General features: G+C 38.6%; 16 protein-coding genes. 5 read left to right on the forward strand and 11 right to left on the reverse strand.

Going from position 1 to position 22731, the window contains the following annotated elements:
• Window positions 1-22: 22 nt before the first annotated feature.
• A complete protein-coding gene (locus B4U84_RS11305; RefSeq protein WP_242677605.1) occupies window positions 23-1978 on the reverse strand; it encodes a methyl-accepting chemotaxis protein in 1956 nt (651 codons plus the stop codon).
• Between the two features lie 98 nt (window positions 1979-2076).
• Window positions 2077-3546 carry a methyl-accepting chemotaxis protein gene (locus B4U84_RS11310; RefSeq protein WP_131117872.1) on the reverse strand — a complete coding sequence of 490 codons (1470 nt, stop codon included), beginning with the start codon at window positions 3544-3546 and terminating at the stop codon, window positions 2077-2079.
• A gap of 830 nt (window positions 3547-4376) precedes the next feature.
• Between B4U84_RS11310 and B4U84_RS11315 the strand changes: the two genes are divergently transcribed.
• Entirely contained in the window at window positions 4377-5549 is a 1173-nt protein-coding gene (locus B4U84_RS11315) for a substrate-binding domain-containing protein (RefSeq protein WP_131117875.1), read from the forward strand.
• A 337-nt stretch (window positions 5550-5886) separates the two neighbouring features.
• On the opposite strand, the gene B4U84_RS11320 is transcribed toward B4U84_RS11315, so the two are convergent.
• From B4U84_RS11320 to B4U84_RS11345, 6 genes are all read right to left on the reverse strand, one after another.
• The gene (locus B4U84_RS11320; RefSeq protein WP_044448671.1) at window positions 5887-6753 is read right to left on the reverse strand and encodes a TauD/TfdA family dioxygenase; all 867 of its coding nucleotides are present in this window, start codon (window positions 6751-6753) and stop codon (window positions 5887-5889) included.
• A gap of 71 nt (window positions 6754-6824) precedes the next feature.
• On the reverse strand, window positions 6825-7352 hold the full coding sequence (locus B4U84_RS11325; protein ID WP_017313237.1) for a chromate transporter: 528 nt from the start codon (window positions 7350-7352) through the stop codon (window positions 6825-6827).
• A complete protein-coding gene (locus B4U84_RS11330) occupies window positions 7349-7993 on the reverse strand; it encodes a chromate transporter (protein ID WP_017313236.1) in 645 nt (214 codons plus the stop codon). The genes B4U84_RS11325 and B4U84_RS11330 overlap by 4 nt, the downstream gene beginning before the upstream one ends.
• 55 nt (window positions 7994-8048) lie before the next feature.
• Entirely contained in the window at window positions 8049-9053 is a 1005-nt protein-coding gene (locus B4U84_RS11335) for an iron-containing redox enzyme family protein (protein WP_242677606.1), read from the reverse strand.
• Window positions 9025-10434 (reverse strand): hydroxymethylglutaryl-CoA lyase-like TIM-barrel protein, encoded by a 1410-nt coding sequence (locus tag B4U84_RS11340; protein WP_017313234.1) that lies wholly within the window; start codon window positions 10432-10434, stop codon window positions 9025-9027. Before B4U84_RS11340 ends, B4U84_RS11335 begins: the two co-directional genes overlap by 29 nt.
• A gap of 29 nt (window positions 10435-10463) precedes the next feature.
• Window positions 10464-11438 carry a TauD/TfdA family dioxygenase gene (locus tag B4U84_RS11345; protein ID WP_017313233.1) on the reverse strand — a complete coding sequence of 325 codons (975 nt, stop codon included), beginning with the start codon at window positions 11436-11438 and terminating at the stop codon, window positions 10464-10466.
• A gap of 1105 nt (window positions 11439-12543) precedes the next feature.
• Here B4U84_RS11345 and B4U84_RS11350 point away from each other — a divergent pair.
• The gene (locus B4U84_RS11350) at window positions 12544-13410 is read left to right on the forward strand and encodes a lysophospholipid acyltransferase family protein (RefSeq protein ID WP_242677607.1); all 867 of its coding nucleotides are present in this window, start codon (window positions 12544-12546) and stop codon (window positions 13408-13410) included.
• Window positions 13411-13555: 145 nt separating this feature from the next.
• Here B4U84_RS11350 and B4U84_RS11360 read toward each other — a convergent pair whose 3' ends face one another.
• Both B4U84_RS11360 and B4U84_RS11365 read right to left on the reverse strand, forming a co-directional pair.
• Window positions 13556-14671 carry an ABC transporter permease gene (locus B4U84_RS11360; RefSeq protein WP_017313230.1) on the reverse strand — a complete coding sequence of 372 codons (1116 nt, stop codon included), beginning with the start codon at window positions 14669-14671 and terminating at the stop codon, window positions 13556-13558.
• An 83-nt stretch (window positions 14672-14754) separates the two neighbouring features.
• On the reverse strand, window positions 14755-15633 hold the full coding sequence (locus B4U84_RS11365; RefSeq protein WP_017313229.1) for an Npun_R2479 family HD domain-containing metalloprotein: 879 nt from the start codon (window positions 15631-15633) through the stop codon (window positions 14755-14757).
• 560 nt (window positions 15634-16193) lie between these two features.
• Between B4U84_RS11365 and B4U84_RS11370 the strand changes: the two genes are divergently transcribed.
• Entirely contained in the window at window positions 16194-17378 is a 1185-nt protein-coding gene (locus B4U84_RS11370; RefSeq protein ID WP_207390922.1) for a 2OG-Fe(II) oxygenase family protein, read from the forward strand.
• Between the two features lie 138 nt (window positions 17379-17516).
• On the opposite strand, the gene B4U84_RS11375 is transcribed toward B4U84_RS11370, so the two are convergent.
• Window positions 17517-19109, reverse strand: coding sequence for a helix-turn-helix domain-containing protein (locus B4U84_RS11375; RefSeq protein ID WP_017313227.1), 1593 nt, complete (start codon window positions 19107-19109; stop codon window positions 17517-17519).
• Between the two features lie 1152 nt (window positions 19110-20261).
• On the opposite strand from B4U84_RS11375, the gene fdxB reads away from it, so the two are divergent.
• Complete coding sequence (fdxB, locus tag B4U84_RS11380; RefSeq protein ID WP_017313226.1) at window positions 20262-20555, forward strand: ferredoxin III, nif-specific; 294 nt, start codon at window positions 20262-20264, stop codon at window positions 20553-20555.
• A 1190-nt stretch (window positions 20556-21745) separates the two neighbouring features.
• Entirely contained in the window at window positions 21746-22720 is a 975-nt protein-coding gene (locus tag B4U84_RS11385) for a cytochrome c oxidase subunit II (RefSeq protein ID WP_131117884.1), read from the forward strand.
• Window positions 22721-22731: the final 11 nt, after the last annotated feature.

Here is a 22731-nt window from a genome sequence, read left to right on the forward strand (position 1 = left end):
TCCCCTCTCCCTTGTCTCCTACCTAAACGATTTCTTTGAGGGTTAAAGCAACTGCACTGAGTTGTTCAGTACCCAGTTTGGTTTGATTGATACCAGTAGCAGTTTCTTTTGCTCCTCTGTTGATATTGTCCATTGCTTGGACAACTTGTTGAATAGCATCTAATTGTTGCTTGAGATTGAGTGATATTTGTTGATTATTCACGACCATATAATTAATTGCTTCTGCTACTCCAACAAAAGCTTGATCTGATTTTTGAACATTTTCCACTCCTGTTTTTACGATCTTGGTGCCTTCTTCTGTCACCATGACAGTTGAATTAATAGCTTTTTGGATGTTAGAAACGAGGATATTAATCTTGTCGGCAGATTTTTGACTTTGATCGGATAATCTGCGAATTTCATTAGCAACTACAGCAAAACCTTTTCCATATTCTCCAGCTCGGACTGCTTCCACTGAGGAATTGAGCGCCAACATATTAGTTTGATTTGCTAAGTCAGAAACAATTTGGGAAATACTAGCAATTTGACTAGCTTGGGCGCTGAGATGGACAATTTGTTCGGCGATCGCAACTACTTTCTTTTCGAGAATAAACATACTTTCGAGGGTTTCTTTCACAGCTTGACTACCATCTTCTGCGGTTGTGAGAGCTTGCTGTGCAGCGGTAGTGGCTGATTTTGCTTGTTGAGCTGACTGGCGACAAGAAGCTTCTAGCTCATCCATCGTTGTTGTAGTTTCATGTACCGAAGCTGCTTGCTGTCCAGCTATACGTGCTTGCTGATCCAAGCCAGAAAAAGTTTGCTGAATAGAAGCAGATATTACATTTACCAATTGCTTGATCAGATGTACAACTTGACGTGTCCTGAAAATTCCCAGGGACAGCACCACAGCTAAAGAAACAAGAATAATCAAAATGGTGACAATTTTTAATGAATTGACAGTAGCAAAAACACTATTTTTAGGAACTCTATTAATTACTACTAAAAATTCTGGTTGATTCGGACTAGGATCGACTCGACGGAATGCAAACAGATAATCTCCTTGCTCAACAAATCCTTTTTCACTACTTAATAAATTTTTAGCTAATTCTGGAGAATTATCTTGAGCTAAGTTGTCATTTTTTTGAAATTCAAATCCCCACTCTTTTGCAACATTAGGATGGGAAATGTAAAATCCATCTTGATTAACAATGAATTTTTCTTGATTTTGATATATAATATTTCCATCATTTCCTCGTTGACTATCACCCTCTTTAAAAGCTTTGATAAATTTATCAGCAAATACATTAGCGACGATTATTCCCTTTTTTTGTCCAGATGAATTCAGAATCGGTACACTGTAAATAATATTTGGTTTATAAGGTTTTTCAATTTCACCGTTTTCTTGATTCAGAACAACAGGAGAAACATAGATATTGTTAGGTGAAAGTTTTATCGTCTCTGTAAAAAATTGTCTATCTCTCTGTTGTTGTAGTTCTCCTTCAGGGACAACTTTGCTTTTAGAAGCATCGGCATCAACTCGCACTACTTCTTTGCCATTTTCATCTATATAACTGAGTTTCATATAATGAGGCTTTTGTTCCATCATGGCAACAAAATTAGCTTGTAACTGTCCAATCCAAGCGTTGTAAGATAAATTACCTTGCCCGTCTAATCCACCATTATCTTTTGCTCGGATGATACCTTGAATTGAGGGAGATTTGCTTAAGAAAAAAACGTCATCACTAACACCATTGAGAAAGTTATTAATCTTATTAGCTTCTTTGTTTGACTCAGTCTCCATATTATTTTTTGCAACTTCTGATAGGCTGTTGCTGGAAGCATAAATTCCATATAAGCCCACAATCGAGACAGGAATCATAGTGCTGAAAACAAGCAACATGATAAATTGCTCCTGAAGCTTTAATTGATTCGGCAATTTTTTGAAAATTTTATTGAACATGGCTGATGAGTGATAGTTAGAGATTTTGTCATTTGTCATTTGTCATTTGTCATTAGGTAAGTACTCAGACGGGATTAATTACACACGTTATTCTCTGTTCTCGGTTAAGAGTTCCCTGTTCTTGAGCAGCTGTATTTTTACACTAAATTCTTCAGGTTCTGAACGATTTTGTTGAGGTCGATAGTAGCATTTTTGACCATAGTGATACCAATAGCTGTTTCTTTTGCTCCTGAGTTGATATCATTTACGGCTGATACGACTTGTTGTACAGCAACAGCTTGTTGTTTAGCAGTGAGAAAAATTTGTTGGTTGTTGATAAATACCTTGTTGACGGCGTCAGTTATGTTTGCAAATACATCACCCGTTTCTTGAGCTAATTTGATACCTTCTGTCGCTTTCTTGGTACCTTCATCAGTTACCATGACAGCAGAGTTGATAGCTGCTTGTACTTGATTCACCAGGGAATTAATTTGGTCTGCTGACTTGCGGCTTTGATCAGCCAGTTTACGAATTTCACTAGCTACCACTGCAAAGCCTTTACCCTGATCACCTGCACGGGCTGCTTCGACTTCAGCATTTAAAGCTAACATATTGGTTTGGTTTGCCAATTCTGCGACTAAATCAGAAATTGTAGAGATTTGAGTAGTCTGTTCGCTCAAGTGCGTAGTTTGATAAGCGATCGCCATTACCTGATCTCTTAACTGCGAGATCCCTTCAATCGTTAGCCCAACTGTTGTACTTCCTTCCTTAGCTAGAGTTAATGCTTGTTTGGCTCTGTTTGCAGAGTTTTCAGCTTGTTCGGCTGACTGGAGTGCAGAAGTCCCGACTTCATCGATGGTAGTAGTGGTTTGATTTACGGATGCAGATTGTTGCAAAATGATACGTTCCTGCTCAAACACGCTGGTAGCAATATTTCCAGATGAAGTTGCGACTGCATAGGCAACTTCGTTGATTGGCTGCATGATGCGGCGAATGACGTAAAACGAGATATAAATTCCAGCCCCAACATTAACAAGCCATCCACCCCAAGTAATTACACTTGATAATAGCTGAAATTGATCTGATGCCTTTTCTAGCTGCTCAAAATTTCTTTTTTCTTGTTGATCCATTGCAGCAAGTGTAGCTCTGATGTCACTGCTAATTTGTTCACTCTTATCGGAAGTTAAGACAGCAGAAATTTTTTGTTCTTGTCCAGTTTTTTTGAAAGCAATAGTTTCTTCTAATTCCGCAAATTTCGTTTGAGCTAATTGTAGAAATCGATCAGTTTTTTGGCTTTGGGATGGATTAACATTAACTAACTTTTTTAATTGCTCAGTATGTTCTTTAAAATCGTTTTGTGCAGTTCCATAGCTTTGTAGATAATTTTCTTTTCCAGTGAGCAGAAATCCCCGTTGTCCCGTCTCAGCAACTACTATATCTTTCTCCAACTCCTCTAATAGCAGCTTGATTTCATATGTACGCTCCTCCTGATCATGTATTTGTCTTAACTTCGCCTTAGAAATTTCCGAAAATGTCGTTACAATACCTGTCAATATCAGAACTACACCAAAACCTACAGGGACAATTTGGTTGACCTTCAAAGGGCGTTGCACTTGCTTTTGCGTCATTTTTCTGGCTCTCAAACTATGAAAATATGATTTTTATAAAAAGTGGCACCCTGATGTAGCTTCTTCATTGACTCTTAACTATTTTGAGATAAATCTTTATAGATTAGACAAAAAAAATTGCCTCTTAACCATAAGTGAATTGGTTCAACTGGCAAATAAAAAAACATCACTATGAAAATATATCAGTCTTAATAATTCTCAATAACCAATATCTTGTTTGCAGTAACACAGTTTCGTTGTGATGACGCGATCGCTATGTAATTTTTACAGTTGTGTTGCCAAAAGGGTTATGCTCTGATAAATGTACTTAAGTATCTACCGTCAGATTTTTACAATACAGCAGTAATTCCCTGGGTGCAATACCGCCAGTCTAAAAGATCTGATTTGAAGACGGGTGTAGGAATGTAAGGGTTTAGGGGTGTAGGGGTGTAGGAGGAGTTCTATTTTCATGCTTGGTTGTGAGATTTTCTCATGAATAGCTGACTTGGAAAATGGGATGAGCGATCGCATGAAAATCATAAATTAGGTTGGATCAAACACAAGTAGACCTCTCCAGAAATGAGATATCGACCCTGATTATACAAGGCTTGTATATTCTTTTTCGGAGATGTCTAGTGAGATCCAACAAAATCGAAATTTTTGGGTTGAAATGCAGATATCTTGAACTATGCTGTCACTTTGGCTTTTCCAGATTTAGGAGGAGTTGTGTTGCCAAAAAGTTAATGCTCTGATAAATCTACTTAAGTGTAAATTTGAGACTTTGTAAAATACAACAGTAGTCTCCTGGGTGCAACACCGTAAGTACAAACATCTACCTTAGGAGAATAATAATGAATAATGAATTTATAGTATGTAAGCATTGTGGCTATGATACAAATCCGATTACAGCTACACAATGTCTAAAATGCGGTCAAAAACTGGATGTTCCAGTTAAAAATATTAATATGGATACCAAACTCAAGTCTAAATCTTTAGGTGATTGGCTGTTTACACCTTGGATGATTTGGCTTGGTTGTGGTTTGTTGTTTGTGCTTGTGAGTGGGTCAATATACTTATTATTCTCAACTTCCAGCAGTGTCAACAATCCTAATGGTGTGGGAGTTTATGGTTCTGGTGACAGCAATCAGAATATCCCCCCTGATGTTAAACTCTACGATTCAATCAAAGATGTACCGAAAGTGCCAGAAGGTACATTTAATTACGGTGGTGCGATCCTTTTTGCAACTCTGACTGCTAACGGCTTAAACGACGCGATTACCAATGCTCACCCTAATTTTCGCCTCCGTTACACTGAACCGAGAGACAGTCAACCTGGTGGTCGAGAGGGTATAACTATGCTGATCAAAGGTCAACTGAGCTTTGCTCACAGTGGAGGGCCTCTTAGGGATGTTGATTATAGCAAAGCGAAAGAACGGGGTTTTCAGTTAAAACAAGTGCCAGTGGCAATTGATGGGCTTGTTTTTTTTACTCATCCAAATGTTTCTGTTCCTGGAGTTTCAGTTGACCAACTTAAAGACATATACAAAGGTAAAATAACCAATTGGAAAGAGGTCGGAGGAGCAGATTTAGCGATCGTACCTTTTGCCAGAGATCCAAAGGTTGCTAATTTATTGAATGAACTTCTTGGTCAAGATTCTGACCAAGTAAGCCCCAGAGTCAACCTCATCCGTGATTATACAGATGCTATTCGTAAGGTTGCATCGACACCTGGAGGAATTTCTTTTGGAGGAAATGCACCACTTGTTGGTCAACGAACAATCCGCCCCCTTCCTGTTGCTAAAGCTAAATCCCAAGAATATATACAACCATTCATAGATAATGGCAGGCAGCTTAATATTGTTGCAATGAGAGATGGAACTTACCCCATCACCCGACGCCTATTTGTTATTATTCGCGAGGACAGCACTTTGGATCAGCTCGCTGGAGAAGCCTATGTCAATATGTTACTGTCTAAAGAAGGTCAGAATATTGTACAAAAGTCGGGACTAGTTCCCTTGCGCTAAGAGTGTTAGCTATTCTTATATAAGCTTTGATGTTTCACTTTGGCTAAATCCCCTAACTAGTGAAATTTATTAAGTAAGTCGGCGGGAAAAATTCAATGTATATGAAGAAATATAAATTAGCTGTAGGGTGCGTTGTCGCACAGCGCAACGCACCTTGAATTCTTGACTGTGCGTTAGCCTACGGCATAACGCACCCTACATTGAAATTTCTTAACATAGCTATAAATATTAGCGCCAACTTACTTATAATCAATTCTTCTGTTAGGGGAAATCGCTTTTTAATTATCTAACTCCTCATGCTATAACCATTTATTTTCGTAACTTCTTGCTCTATTGGTCAGATTTTTACCTTCTGTAAACTATAAGAGTGAGGTTGAAAACCGAACTGAATTTCACGAGCGTATTCTGAATCCCCTTCAAACCATAGTTTATTTATTTTGCGAGTTTCATCTTTAGGAAAAGATGTTCTTCCATGTAAGACACTCGTATTATCAAATATTAAAATTTGATTAGCACTAAGCTTGAATACAATTTGATTATTTGGATCTTGAATGTAGTTTTGGAAAAGATTAAAAGCTTTCTTTACTTCAGGTAAAACTTCCGTTTTCACATATTCATCATATCTAAAACGTACTAATATTCTGCCTTCTTTTTCTGTAAATATTGATCGTTGAGATGTTTGATTATCTTTAGTTATGGTAAATGAACCTGGAGTAAACAACGTCTGCATTTCTTGGGGATAATGTTCTGCAAAGTAATTATAAACAGATTCAGCGTAGACAATTTGAGAAAGTCCTCCGTTCTCAGCAGCGATTTCACATTGTAAAGCAACAACTTTGGGAGGTTCATCATAAAAAGTTCCATCTGTATGTATTGGATGTATTTTATTTGTATTACTAATGTCCTTTATAGAATTGATATCTCTGATCGTCTGAATACCATTTTCGTCAGAATTTTTATGATGCCTTCTGACAGTTCCAAATAACTTCTTTAAAGCTAATACATTTTCATGAATATTTGGCAAAGGTTCACAATCTAGTATGACAAATTTAAATGATTGGAATATATCAAATATTCTTTGCTTCTCTAGTTCTGAAATTTCTATGACTCTACTAATTTTTAAAGTTAAGTCGTTTGGATCGATTTTAGAAATTTCTAGATTTTTTTGATTCTGTAAAGAGGTATCTAAATTTAGATTTCTCATATTTGTTTCCCCTGATCAAGAATTAAGAAGAGTGAAAATCTGCACAAGAGGAAGGTCATCTTTATAATTACTTAACCTAAAAATATGACCTTAAGAGCGCCTATAAGGGCTGCTAAAAGTACTATCCAAGTGGAAGCAACCAATTGTTTGAAGGTTAATAATGTAGCTATTGTGCAGATACAAACCCAGAAAATATCCTCCATCTTGCCCTGTCCAAGCCTCCAGGCGGCAGCTGCCAATAAACCAATAGTTACAGGATTCAAAGCACCGTGAAAACGCTTAATCCAGTTAGGAGGACGTGACCTTTTAGTAAGCATTGCTACGCCAGCAAGAACCAAGGAAAACGGACCAAACAAACCAAGTCCTGCCGCCAATGCTCCTGGCAAACCAGCTGCCTGATAGCCAATAAGAAAGATTTGATGCAAATTTGGACCTGGTGCTAACTGACTGAGTGCATAAGCTTGTACAAAATCTGCATGGCTCATCCAACCGTGGGCAACAACCAGGCGTTCCATCTCTGGAATTACAGTCTGAGTACTACCAAAGCTAATTGTTGCTAGGTAAGCAAAGGTTAAGAATAGATCAAACAGTACCTTCATCTTTTACCTGTGTCTCCTCTGTTCAAGCAGTAAAGGATAAGCCCGATAGACACAATAACCAAGTAGATGGGTACTCTGAAAACACCCACTAGGACGAATGTAACGACTGCGGCTAACAGGCGCATAGGCTCAGTCAGCGCTTTTGCTGACAGACGACCTACTGCACCTAATAACAACCCAACTGCTGCTGCTGCTACCGAATCAAGTGCGCCTTGAATTACTGGCTGTTGAGGCATCCTTGCCAATAATCCAGATGCCAACAAAACCATAGTTGCACCTGGCAGTAATAGGAAGATAGGGCAAAGTAAAGCGCCCCAAAACCCTTTAAAACGCCATCCAAGAAAGCTTGAGAGATTGGAAACATTAGGCCCTGGCAAACACTGACACCAATTGAAGGCTTCCAGATACTCTTTTTCATTTAACCAGCCACGTCTGGAAAAACTATCCAAAATATGAATGGGTACTCCTCCACCGAAAGCTGTCATCCCGATGCTGGCGAACACACTGACAAGTTGTAATAAGGAAACTTCTTTAGTGACTGGTTCTCCTTGTAACTCGGAGGTCTGTTCGTCTGACTGGGCGATCGCCATAGCTTTGTCAGAAGCTATTTGATCTTTTTTTGTAGCTTCCAAATCATCCATTTGCTTTTCAGTAAAACTTTATCTCTACAAAAGCTGCTTTTAGTCTGCAATTGGCTTATGTAATTAGAGAAGCTTGATCACGACGTGAAAAAATCCCCCTAAGAATGCCGTCATACAGGTTTACACGAGCTTCCAATATCCGCATGGCACCCGCAAACACCTTCTGCAAATCTTCTGAATTACATACAAATGGCATTCCAGCAGCAAACCACCCCTCTGCGTGATCTCCATCAATTTCGCAATGGATCTCAAAAAACTTCACCAGTTCTTTGCTTAATCCACGACGCAGTAGGTGAGCTAGAATTTGACTGTGCTGTAACGGCACTGACATTTCCAAAGCACCCATCCCACCAATGCCATAGTGTAGACCATCAGCAAACCAACACAAATTCACCTGAGTGTTGAAAAAGTAACAGGTTTCTGGATTAATATCTTCTGGGTGTGCGCCACCAAAGTAATTTAATAGCGGTAAAAATAAATTTGGATGCGCCTCTTGAAAATTACATCTACCCATTTCATCATAGATATTCCTAAACAGTTCTCCACGCATCTCAAAAGGCACATAAAGACTGTAAGCAGCAATGTGTAGATGAAAGTTTTGTGTATATACCCAGTGATTGGCGAGAAAATAACGTATTTCCTCATCACTTAGATCATCATTTTCAAATAATAAAAATAGAGGATGATAATTGACCCGATGATTTTGAATCTGCTGTTTGAGCCATGGCAAAAATAGTTGCGTGTTATTGATTTCTTTGGGCAATTGTTGTGGTGGTAAATACTGCTGTTCAACCCTTTCAATTGTGTCACGTATTACCCATTCTTTAAAGGAACGAGATGTACCTAATCCGTAACCTTTTTGAAGTAAGCACTGGTTCAGTTCATATAACATGTACTGTAATTGTTGCCAATCAATACTATTTTTATTCTTGAAAGCTTGCTGGGCAAACTTTTCTAAGGTCTGTATGTGTTCAGGAAGATTTGCTATTTTTAAATCTTCTAATAATAAGGTTTGATTATTTCCAGATGCTTTATTTATTAATTGTGTAAAGCTCATCATTTGCCCCTGATTTGTAATTATGAGCAAGCAAATCTATCATTTGCTCTTCGGTAAAAAATGCACTATGCAATAGTTGATAATAGTGAGATATTGCATCTTGAACATCAATTGACAATTTTTGGCTGCGTGAATGCCATTCATTAACTATGAAAGAAAAAATTTCCTCAGCTTGTTCCTCATTGACATTAATCCCAAGACTTTGTAGTTTTTCCTGGTTATTCTTCAAAAACCAACGAATACCATCCTTACCGCTACGAACACCGAAGCTTTTATTCAATTTAGAACCGATAAAACCAGGATCAATAACATCGTAGATAGTAGGTGCTTTTTTTAGCACTTCGTTCCGACTGCTGCTATAAATGCTATGAGTAATTACCCCTGTTATGGCTTGGGTTGGACACTCCATTAACCCATAGGTTTTTTCCAGCAAACGGCTAAGTCCATATAGCTTGTCGTAGTGAAAATCTGGTAAAGTAACGCCATATAAATCGTGCAATCCTAACGCTATCTCAGCTAAGGGTGGATGTCCAGCACGACTTGCAAAACCCCCTACTGAGACATCGACTCCTTTTAGTCCACAAGACAAACCCAACATTGCATTACCTGTGGCCATACCAAAATCATTATGGAAATGACCCCAGAAGGATATTTGCGGATATGCTTTCACCAGCGACGCAACGTAAACTTCGATTTGTTGTGGTAAGCATGTACCTGCTGTATCGACTAATCTAATCTGTTTGATTCCGTGTTCAGCAGCAATATCAATTACTTTCCTCGCATGATTAATCTCAGCACGGAATATATCTAATAAACCTAAAATGATACCTCCACCTTGGAACTGCTTGAGTGTAGGCAAAAAATCTTTAAACCAGTGAAGGTGTATTTGTTTTTGTTCTTCTAGAGTCAAAGCACTCCAATTTTCACTATTCCAAACTGCTTGAGGTTCCCTAGCAAGAATTTTCCAGAAAATATGCTTAATCTGTTGATCAGACACAGTATGGACAGCAATAACCCACACATTTTTTAACGATTCTCCTAGTTCTTCATTCAGGAGTTGGAATGACCGACGTAGATCTTCTCCGACATAAGATAGAACAATGAACCGAGTTTTTTGAGAGATTTCCCCTTGTTTTTGTAATTCCAGCAACCTCTTTAAAAGTTCAATGGTGTGAGGTACATAGGGTAAAAAACCGATGACTATGGAACGGACACCAATTTCTGAGATTTTTTGTCCAAGCTTGCATTTATCATCTAAGCTAGGTGAGATACTCGATCTTTCAGCACCCTCACGTAGAGTTTCATCCATCAGATCGATAGAGTTTTGAAAATTTAAGACAATCTGATCACTGAGAACTTGATTCGCTAGAGAAGTAGAAACCATAATTCCTCGTTGTGGAGTATGCTAAGTTATCACTTTTGCACTGCTTCCGATTCAAGTTTGATACCAATTTGAAGTGGACGAAGTCTTTTATGTCCTAACTCTAAATTTTTAGGAAGATATACGTTGTATGCTTGGAAGTGTTTCATCTCTGGGGGTGTGTCCATAAGGCGCAGTAGGTTATCTGTTGAGTCATCCCATATCCAAGCTTTATACAAAGTTCGAGGATGATTAATATCGTGCGAAGTAATTACATCGCGACCGTGCAACATCCGATGATTATCTACAATTATGATTTGACGTTCGGTGAGAAGATGATGTTTTTGGAACTTAGGATTAAGGAAATAGTTATCAATCACGTATTTCACTGAAGAATAGGCCCAAGGCTCGACAAACATCGTATCGTGACGAAAACGAACTCGCCATCTCCCGGATGGAAGCTGCTCGAAAAGAGGACAGTAATTTGAAAAGTATTTGGACTTGCAATAACTTAAAACTCTGGGTTGAGTAACAATTTTAAAATGTTCTGGTTCTTCCTGCCAAAGCCTTTGTAAAATTTCTTGACCATCGACTAAAAAGTTTGCTCCTCCTTGTTGTGCTGGTTGGACACACAGAAGTAAAAACAAGCTTGGTGGAGCAATTCTTATAACTTTGCCATCGAGAAATGCGACACCATCAATGTGGGAAGCGTCTGTGTGTAGCCCAAGTTCATCTGTATATCCATAGTGATATTCACGAAAGTTATTCGAGTTGCTTTTATGCTCGCTTATTACATGTTCGGTTACTAGTTTATTAATCCCTGTATCATCGGCGTTAGGGTGATTTTTGATGTAACCAAAATACAAAGAAATCTCTTCTAAGATAGATTGTGATGCATCCCAGGCTTGAATGATTGTAAATCCGTCTTTTTCAATTCGCTCATAGATTAAAGGAAGTTTAACTTGAAAGTCATCCATACTATTGCAGTTGATGACATCAAGACCTTGGAGATCAGAAGTGGTGATCATAGAACTATAGCTCCATTAATAGGTTAACAAACTCTTTAAAAGAGTTTGTAATCAGGTTTCATACCTTGATGAAAGTAATTAGTTGTTAATAAGGTTTAAATTTTATAGGTATTGACAATAAGCTATGTTTTGAGAGATTTAACAGCATTTTTTGTTCTCATAAAATAATCATGCTATCTGCAATAGATCCTTTTACAGGTTTGAGTATTAATCCCGTTACAATGATGTAAACATTGTGTAAAAAAACATATGCTAGTAGCTGAATAGAATCGAATCAGCGATAGTCAATAGTCGGTATAAGCCAGCTTATTATATTGAAATCTTGAGTTTTTCCTGATTTGATAATTAATAGCCATGCAAACATACATGTAATAATATGCGTTGATATTATTACATCCTCCTGCTGCTTTGTATCCCTACTATATATCTCTAGAAAAAGAATATCAATCTTGACTATATAAGGCTTTTCTGTTCTTTTTTACAGATGTCTATTGATAAACCTAAAGAGTGTTTTTCACTCTACACCACAGCCCTCCGATATAGCTGATTCTATATTCCCAATTTCTCACACACACAATTGTGGAGATATAAAAATCCAGTTTGATTTATGAACTTACTCGTGAAGATTGAAACAGAGAACATAAAGTGTGCAGAGTGTTTCAAAAATCAAATAGGAATTTTTTAGTTAGCAGATATCAAGCAGATAGAAACTTCTACTTTGTTTTTACCAGAATATGTACTTACAGAACAACTGGGGCAATCTGGATCAATAGTCGAAAATCTGATACTTGCTCACAAAAGAATCACTATCAATATATCTTTTGAAAAGCTTATCTACAAATCTTTCACAGCCAAAACTATTAAAACCAAAATTGTATTAATTGAAACTCTACAAACTGAATAACTTCGTATTTATGTAAAATAAAAATTAACAATGAATACCATTTTAAAAAAGAATGCGACAAAAAAAAGATTGTAGAGACGCTTCAAACAGCATGTCTCCACATGATGATGTGTTGCAAACGTTGTTAAAATTGGTACGGTCATTATTCTAAAATTTACAACCCCCAAAAGGAAGATTTTTTGAGGCGAAATGCCAACACAGATGTCACAAAAACAATCTCTACAAACCAAACTCGGTTGGTCTTTGGATCAGCGAGACCCGCAATTTATCAAATTTTTGATGCCTTTTTGGGAGTGGGTGTATAAATACTATTTTCGAGTCCAGACTAGTGGCTGGGAAAACATTCCCGCCAACGAAAAAGTTTTATTGGTTGGTTCCCACAATGGCGGACTTGCTGCTCCTGATATGCACATGATGATGTATGACTGGTTTAGACGCTTTGGTGTGGAACGACCAATTTATGGTTTAATGCATCCGGCGGTTTGGAAGGAGTGTCCAGATGTAGCACAAGTAGTGGCTAAAGCTGGAGCCATTATAGCCCATCCAAAAATGGCTAAAGCAGCATTGCATTCTGGAGCCAGCGTCCTTGTGTATCCTGGGGGTGCAGAAGACGTATTTCGTCCTCACTCTTTGCGTAATCAAATTTATTTTGCTGAACGCCACGGGTTTATCAAACTAGCACTACGAGAAAAAGTGCCGATAGTCCCATTAATTTCCACTGGCGCCCACGATACACTGATTGTGCTGGCTGATTATTACAAAATAGTCCAACAACTGCATGAATGGGGAATGCCTTGGTTATTTGGTATCGATCCAGTAGTCTTTCCTATTTATTTAGGATTACCTTGGGGATTAGCGTTTGGGCCTTTACCTAATATTCCTTTACCAGTGCCTATTCGTACACGAGTTTGTCCACCAATTGTATTTGAAGACTACGGTAGAAAAGCAGCAAGCGATCGCCATTACGTTAAAGCTTGCTACGAACTCGTCCGCAGTCGAATGCAGCAAGAATTGGATGATTTGGTGATCGGGGATCGGGGATCGGGGATAAGGGATCGGGGATTATAGACGGGTATTGGTTACTCTCCTTTGTCCCACCTGCTCCCTGCTTCCTTGTTCTCCTTGTCCCCCGTGTCCTCCTTGTCCCCGATCCCTTGTCCCCGATCCCCGATCCCCAATCCCCGATCCCCGATCCCTTATCCCCAATCCCCGATCACCTCTCCAAACTCCGGGGATCAAGGGCATCTCTGAGTCCATCTCCCAGTAAGTTGAATGCCAAAACTGTTAAGATAATTACCAGTGCTGGCGGCCAAATTAACCAAGGTTGTAATACTAGTATCGAAGCATTTGTTGCTAGAGATAACATGTTGCCCCAGGAAGGGTCTGGTTGCTGAATTCCTAAACCAATCAAACTGAGTACTGCTTCTGCACCGATAAAACTGGGAACCGCAAGAGTTGCAGAGATGATAATATATGTTGCAGTTTGTGGTAAAACATGACGAGTAATGATATACAATGGCTTACCACCCATAGCTCGTGCTGCTTGTACAAATTCGCGTTCTTTGATGGATAATACTTGACCACGAATTACTCGTGCTAACCCAGCCCAACTAATAAACGACGTAATCAAGACAATTAATAAAAATCGCTGGGTACTGCTTAAGCCTGGTGGTAACACAGCACCCAAGGTGACTAATAAATATATGCTAGGAAAGGTCATCAGTACTTCAGCTAGGCGCATGATTGCAGCATCAATCCAGCCACCGAAATAACCAGAAATCCCGCCTATGATCATTCCTAGAGGAAAAGTCAAGGCTACTCCTACAATTCCAATAAATAGACTGATGCGACCTCCATACAATAAGCGACTAAATTGATCCCGTCCTTGGTCATCAGTACCCAATATATTAATTCTGGCTGGATTAGTAGTACCAAACAAATGCCAATTTACAGAAATTCCAGGAAAAATAGTTACTTCATCCCACTTGGGAGGTAAGGGAACACTCAACTTTAAAAGGCGATATTCTGGCCCTTGTACAAATAATTGTAAAGGTGAAGGTTTGCTTTTATCTACAATCAGTTGGCGATCGCCTGTTTCTAAATTTGTATCTCCCTGAATCGTCGGATAAACATGAGGTCCGATAAACTTCCCTGAAGTCGAAAACCAGTAAATTTTCGTTGGTGGTAATAAGGAACCATTTGCTTGCGGAATATAAGGGTCATAAGGCGCAACAAAATCCGCAGCAATTACTGCTATGTAAAAAATTATGAGCAAAATTGCCCCAAATTGCGCCAAAGGATTTTTCTTTAATCTTTGCCACCAATTCATAGTTAGTCAAGGGTCAAGGGTCAAGGGTCAAGGGTCAAGGGTCAAGGGTCAAGGGTCAAAAACTTTAGACTATAGACTCTTGACTATGGACTCTTGACTATATCAACAAAATATAACTTTTCGTCTTGAGGAACTTCATGTTCGACAACAAAAACATGAGAGTGGAGATTAGCAATAATTTGTTTACCTTGCTGTGTCAGAGCTAGATAACGTAGTGCATCTTGGATATATGGGTAGACTCCATGCCAGTAGAATTTAGCATAATTCTTGCGTAAGTCAGCAGGTGTTTGGTAGCCCAAAACCTTATTTATACCAGTTTCTTCAAATTCGTAAAATAAAGAAGTAATCTTTTTTAAGTAGCGGGGATCGCTTAATTGTCCAATTAAATCAGCAGCACGAACCAAGCCTGCATAGTTATTTGTACATTGATGATCCTCAGCAGCAGGTACTGGAAAGCGAGTCAATTCAATATTGGTCTTAATAGCTTCAGAGTCTATTAATTTGTGACCACCAAAGCGCTCATCAATAAAAAGTTTTGCTCTATCTACATGATAAGGAGTCAAACTAGCATCAGAAGCCCCAGAAGGGAGAGAAATCATTTTGTGATCTTTACCTGTAGCATACAAGGCTTTTTCCTCACGGTCTTCTCGACACACGCCTTTGACATAACCAATGTCATGACACAATAGGGAAATAATAAAGTGCAGCCAGTCTTCACTAGAAACACCTCCTTCTCGAATGTGTTTGCCGCGTAAGATTTCTTGTCCTACTAAAGTCACAAGAATTGAGTGTTCTACATTATGATACAGGGCGTCACTGTTGGCAATGTTTTCTAAAGCCATGTTTCCCGCCCAAGCAATTATGTCTTGATAATCGGTTTTGAAGCAGCCGTAGGTACGACGGTAGCCTTCTCGAATTTGTCCTACAAAAGCATCTATTAATATTTCTGTGGCATTGAACATACTAGTTACTCAGTCGGAAAACTAAAATTACTGATGCATTTATACCAAAATAGCCAAACACCTTGGCGTGAATAAAATTAAGCATAATGCTCATGTCTTATTGTAGTGATGATCACAGATTGGACTGAAATAATATCAATATAGTTACATCACAATCAAATCAAAATCAGTGATTGCTGCTGCTATTATGCATGGCACAATTAATGGAGTTGCTGTACTTCCTATTTGACTGATTAAGAGAGGAAACGATTTAACAGTTGGTATTGGTGGTTTGGCAGGATTTCTTGCGATCGCGATCGTAATTATATGTCTTTTCGCTTACGATTATTTTTTAGCTAAAGAGCCTTTAATGTCAAAGTGAAGGTTGTTTCGCTGTAAACTTTCAAGTCTGGTTCTGAAGCCGAGCATGGGGGGTGGCTCCGATGCTTAAGTAAATCTTAAGAATAAAAATCATAAATTTTATTTTTACTTAATAAGTGACATTTCAAAAATTATAGGTTTAGATATTATTTACAAATTTGAGGCAAAGTCACTAAGTATTACTACGGAAGTGATGATTTTTGCCTTCAGAAGTTTTTCTGTATGAGGAAAAAACCAAGGTTTTATTCATAAATAAAACCTCATTTTTTGCTGCCAAAAAAATTAAATACGAATTCATGACGATGACTAATTTGCAAACTTTCTACCTACCCAAATCCATTACTGCAACTCAATCCAATATTGACTTAGGACACCAAATGATTCAGTCCTGGAGGACTGATGGAATCTTTCAAATAGCGACTAGCACAATACAGGATAGAAAAGTCCAGAATGCATTTGAAGCCAGTAGAAGGTTCTTTCGTATGCCGTTGGGGTTCAAATCCCAACGCATCAGTGATCTTACCTATAGCGGCTATATTGCTTCAGGCGAGGAAATCACAGCAGGAGAATCGGATTATTCCGAGATATTTACTCTCTGCAAAGATGTTCCCTTAGATGATGTATGTGTACAAAAGCAATGGCCATGTCATGGACCAGTACCTTGGCCGAATCATGATTACCAGCAAAACATGACAATATTCATGGATGAACTGGGCTTGATAGGTGAGAAGTTACTGAAACTGGTAGCTTTGGGCTTGGAAGTTGACATGAATACTTTTGATTTCACGCTCAATGGTTGGCACCACATGCGTGTCTTGCGATTCCCACCAATTTCAAAAAAATCGGCGAGGGGAATCGGCGCACACACTGATTATGGACTATTGGTGATTGCAGCTCAGGATGATGCCGGTGGTTTGTATGTACGTCCTCCAGTGGAAGGAGAACAGAGAAACCGGAATTGGCGTTCAGATGAAAGCTCCGCAGGTATGTATGAAAATGAGGAACCCTGGACTTTTGTGAAGCCTGTACCAAATGTACTGACGGTATTTCCTGGTGATATCCTTCAGTTCATGACTAATGGCTACCTACTCTCAACTCCACATAAAGTCAGGCTGAATACAAGAGAGCGATTTGCTTTAGCGTACTTTCATGAACCAAATTTCAACGCTTGTGTCCGTCCTCTGTCTAATCCATCAAGCAATGAATATATTCACTACGGAACGCACTTTACTAACATGTTCATGAGGTGTTATCCAGACCGAATCACGACACGGCGTATTCAGGACGAAGACCGCTTATCAGTTTTGGCTCTTTTAAGGAATCAAGCTTTAGCTAATACCTACTCATTTCGTGAAGCTAGAAGCTACCAGTCAAGCCAGAGATAGATTTAAAGATGCGTTAACACCTTGGTCTACAGTCAGCGCTATTTCATTCTCATCCAGCCCGCCTCAGAATCAATTCTGAGGCTAGTAGCAAAACTCGGTTAAAACCGACTGTTGAGTCTATAATGCATCTTGCTAAATTCAGGCCGAATTCAAACCCAACACCTTACGTAAAACTACTTGGTCTTCTAATTTAACCTTCAAGCGACCTTTTTCAATATCGCGAATCCAACTTTGACTTTTACCTGCGAGTTTAGCTAAATCTCTTTGGGAGAGATTGAGGTTTTTGCGCGCCCGTAAAATTTGTTCGCCCAGTAAATCACCAGTCGTTTTGATTTTTCTTTTGTTTTTTGTGATTCGTTGCTTTTTTTCTGAGTCAACTGTTTGCTTCTCCCAGTCTGGTGGTAGGCTGAAAGATAAAATTCGGGCGTTCATCAACAAATTCCACTTACCACGGGGGCTGACGTCTGTCAAACGTGATGTACCGCTACCGTCATTAATCCAAAATTCTAGTGCTTCGTCTGGGTCTTCGGGAATATCAACCAGTCTCGCCCACAAAGGTTGGATTGTTGGCGGGTAGGTGACTGGATCAAATTCTGATTTCATCCCGTGGTGATTGAGAACTTCTAAATCATGTTCAAAAGTCCGCAACAGGCGTTTGCGTTCTTCTCTTTGGCGACATGCTTGAGCAATTTTCTCCTCACCATAAGCGACGCGCATCAATGTCGGAACTGTAATCCGTTGAGCGGCACCCATTTTGGTTTTAAATAGTAACCACAGCATTAATCGTGCTGTACCTTCGTGTTGTTGCCAAATACTCATAACTGTGGTTAATAGAGATTTTGGCAGGCTACCGTATTGATAAAACGCAGTTCGTTCTTTACATGCTTGTTTGTTGAGGAAATACTGCGCCCAGATTCCAGCTCGAATTTTGAAGGTTAAGCCAACAAGATATTTACATCCAAGATTATCTTCTTGGAAGTGGCGTTGAACTTGGACTAGTTCCCACAAACGGCTTGGTTGTAGAGAGAATCCTTTGAGCATACCTTGCTGGGGCCAGTCGATGGAAACGACAAGTGAGCAAGCTTGCTGAATTAAGTTGTTAATCAAAGTCAGCTTGACATTTTTGCTTAAGTCCTTGCGCTTTTCTAAGCCCAAGTATTTCTCAATTTGTCGTTCATCAATAGTAAACTCTTGTTCCCAAGGTCGGTCTTGGGTTGTTGCATAAGCTGCAAAAATCAGATGTAAACAAGCGGATCTGATATCTAGTGTCTCTATTGCTGCTAATTCTGTGACAAGTTCACTGCTTTGGGGTGATTTGCTCAGATGAAATGCGATCGCCCCTTTTCCTTGATTGACTTGGCGACGATAGCACAAATTTCCTTGTTCATCTGTTTGCCAAGGTAATGATGTTCGTTGGGAGAGCAAATTGCAAGCTTCCCAAATCACAATTGCTGAAGCAAAGGGGTTACTCTTACCGTTGGAAAATAAATCTGGACTAGTTACCTCGCGTAAATCAACTTTGCATCTTCCCCTTTTGGCGTGCCAAGGTATGGGAGAATTGGTTGGGCAAGCTACCACACATTGTGGTTCAGGATAGTAACCCTCACAGTTGTTACAAAGACAAGGGTCAATCCAATATTCATCGTTTTCAAGTTTAATAGCACCTGTAGGACATTGAGGACGGCAGTTGTCACATCCAACGCAACTATTATTAGGTATTGTGTAAGGCATAAGGCTATTGCCAATGTACTCGTTGAGATGTCTGGCTCGGATTTCCCCTGGATGTGTCCCCTCTTTTCACCACTCACAACCACACAATTCGGGCAACACTATAAATTGTTATTGCCGTACTCACCACCCACATCTATCTTCGGACTTTCCATCCAATTGAAAGTTACTCTATGCTCATAACCTAGCCGAGCCTTATTAAATTCTTAATTATCTATACTTTTCACAGATATTGTTGTAGGTTTGTTCATCATGAGCGAAAGATAAATTTTGTTAATTTTTTGATTTTCAGTAATTTCCACTCTGTTTATTGCTCAACAAAACCTGTTGTAGAAATTTGTTTGTTGTTTGAGCAACACTCCCCAACTCAGAAATACTGTATAAGCAATACAGTTAAGTTAAGGGTAAAGAGTAAGGGGTAAAAGAATTCCTTTATTCCTTGAACCCTGTCCCTTTAATCTTTTTCCTATTAGGACTCTGAGATAATTATATGCTTATCCAAATCATATCAACTGTATGGACATTTGCATAACATCTTCCTTATGGCGGGTAGTTTGTGTCAGAGCAATTTTATATTTGACACGAAGATACGTGTTTGAATATTTCACCCATCTTGGGAAATAGGATTATTAATAATATTAATATTTAACAAAAATTATTATCTGTTAATTGGTTTACATTTTTAGTTGTTTTTCATCAAAAACCAGATCCCCGACTTCTTTAAGAAGTTGGGGATCTGGAACATTTCTGTATCTCTTAATACTTTATATAGCTTTTTGATTTTATTGATATTTACTGCAAATGAATATCATCTTTGTTGTTGAATTTAAAATGCTGAAAATATAATAATCGTAGTTTATTGTTCATGATTTATTATTGATATATAGCAATTGTATATGATTTGTGATTATCGCAGAGCTTAGAACCCCGACTTATCAACATAAGTCGGGGTTCTTGTCTTTTATTAAATGTTATTAGCAAAGAATTTCATCTAGATTTAAAAGATAGTAAACAACCCAATAAATGTTGCAAAGTTATGGAATTTTGACTATGTAAATCGTTAGATTTGAACATTAAAAAAAGCTAATTACAGTTATGTTAGTATGAGCGTTAAAGCGCCAATCTAGTTGTAGATGAATTCTGGAAGGTAAGTTCATGGCAGTACTCACAGGATTGACATTTGGTGGTAAAACTTGGACACCCAAATTTGCACAATCAATTGATGAACACAAATGCATCGGCTGTGGCAGATGCTTTAAAATTTGCGGACATGATGTGTTGGTATTAAGACCAATGAATGAAGAGGGTGAATTTGTAGATGATGAAGATGATGATGAAATCGAAAAGAAAGTGATGACAGTTGCTCATCCAGAAAATTGTATTGGCTGTGGTGCTTGTTCTAGAATTTGCTCGAAAAACTGTTACACTCATGTTGAATTGAATAACTAAGTAAGTAAGTTGGCACAAATGTTCCAGACGTGCCATAGCAGGTTTGGTACTAGTTGGGGTCGTCATTTGTCAAAAGTCATTTGTCATTGGTAAGGGTTTGGTACATGTCTACTTTTTGTAACATCCCTATATTCCTTTCCGCCGACTTAGTTAGAAATCATGAACTTGTTTATTGATACTTAGGAAATGAGATTTTGTTGTTTAAGGCGAGTTCTTTGTCAAAAAAGGAACTGTTTATCAAGGAAATAAGTTCAATAGAAAAAGATAAGTAGAGGGGATTTCTCTATATTTATAGGGAATTTATAAGTAAATCGGCACAAATCAAACTAACTAGTTGAGGTTGTCATTGGTCATTGGTCATTGGTCATTGGTCATTGGTTATTGGTTATTGGTTATTAGAGACGCGAGTAACATCGCGTCTGTACAATAGTCATTGGTCATTTTTAGGTATGCTTACTTTTCGGTAAATAGTTATTGGTGAACAGATCTGTGTAAGCTAAATGTGAATTATTAACTAATTAAATTTGGCTAATTAGATAAAATTGTTTGACTAAATTAAAAGTAATTTTTATTGAACGTTGCTCATAATCCAATTTAATTGATTAAAATATTTTGGAAATCAACAGAAGTTAAAACAAGTTTAAATTATCCCCACATAGATAATTAAAAGCCGACAATTGAGAAGTAAGATAAATTGGGTTTTATTGGTTTTGTGTTTAAGATAAAACCCATGTCACAACAAGTGAAAAGTCAAAAGTAAAAAGACAAAAAACAAATTATATTTAGTTCTCAAAAAGCTGGAAGTTCACTATGAACCTTTGACCGATATCCTTAATGGTAAAAGCCGTAAAGTCGGGAACATCCCAAATGTTCAAAAAACCCTACGATTGAAATCGCAGTCTCATAGCTAAAGTCTGCTTAAGCAGACTGCTTGATTTATTTGAGTTGTATGAAGACGACTTGTGCTATTAGCTAAGGGTTTAAACCTATATTGAAAAAAATGGGATGCTCCCCCAAATTCCATAGGGAACCAATCCAAAATCCAAAATCTAAAATTGGATGACTCTACAAATCGGTTCAGATAATAGTGCCATAACCATTGCCTGCTTTTTACTTTTTACTTTTTACTTTTAGCTTTTAACTGGAAACTTAGCGACGGTTACACCTGGAACGACGTTATCCCGAAATGTATGCAACAAATTCCTGTTTCACTGTTAACCTTAGTTGCTGGGGTATTAATCACACTCTTCAGCCTTTGGGTAGGTCAGCACCATAGTCTACTACCAATTCAGGCATCGGAACAAGCGCCTTTAGTAGACGGTTTTTTCAATGTGATGCTGATTATTGCTACTGCTTTATTTGTGGTAGTTGAAGGAACGATTTTGATTTTTTTGGTGATGTTTCGTCGCCGTAAAGGTGATGATACAGATGGTGCGCCCATTGAGGGTAATTTACCTTTAGAAGTCTTTTGGACAGCAATCCCTACTGTAATAGTTCTGGGTTTGGGGATTTACAGTGTCGATGTTTATAGCAGAATGGGAGGGTTAGAACCGGGTGGTCATAGCCACACTCCAGTTCATGTTACCCACCAGATGCCAGGAAGTGCAATTGCTGCAACTCTGGGTGATGCTTCTGGAATGACACAACAAACAGCCACTTCAGTAAACGATGCCAATATTGGTATTGGTGCGGGTGCTAACGAACAAGGTAAATCACCTGACTTAGTTGTTGATGTTACGGGAATGCAGTTTGCTTGGATTTTCAACTATCCTAATAGCGGTGTTACTGCTGGTGAGTTGCACGTACCAGTGGGTACTGATGTACAACTCAACTTAGCCTCTACAGATGTGATTCACTCGTTTTGGGTACCACAATTCCGCCTCAAACAAGATGCAATTCCTGGTATTCCCACAAAACTACGATTTGTTGCGACTAAAGTTGGTACATATCCTGTAGTTTGCACAGAACTGTGTGGTGGTTATCACGGTTCGATGAGATCACAAGTAGTAGTTCATACACCTGAAGAATACGAAAGCTGGTTGACAGAAAATCGCATCGCTCAACAGCAACAAGGATTACAACAAGCTGTAGCAATTAACCCAGCAGAATTATCTGTATCAGAATATCTCGCGCCCTATGCAAAGAAGATGGGGATCGGGGATTAGGGATCGGGGAG

It is taken from the genome of Westiellopsis prolifica IICB1 (assembly GCF_004323185.1).
Taxonomy (GTDB): Bacteria; Cyanobacteriota; Cyanobacteriia; order Cyanobacteriales; family Nostocaceae; genus Pelatocladus; species Pelatocladus prolificus_A.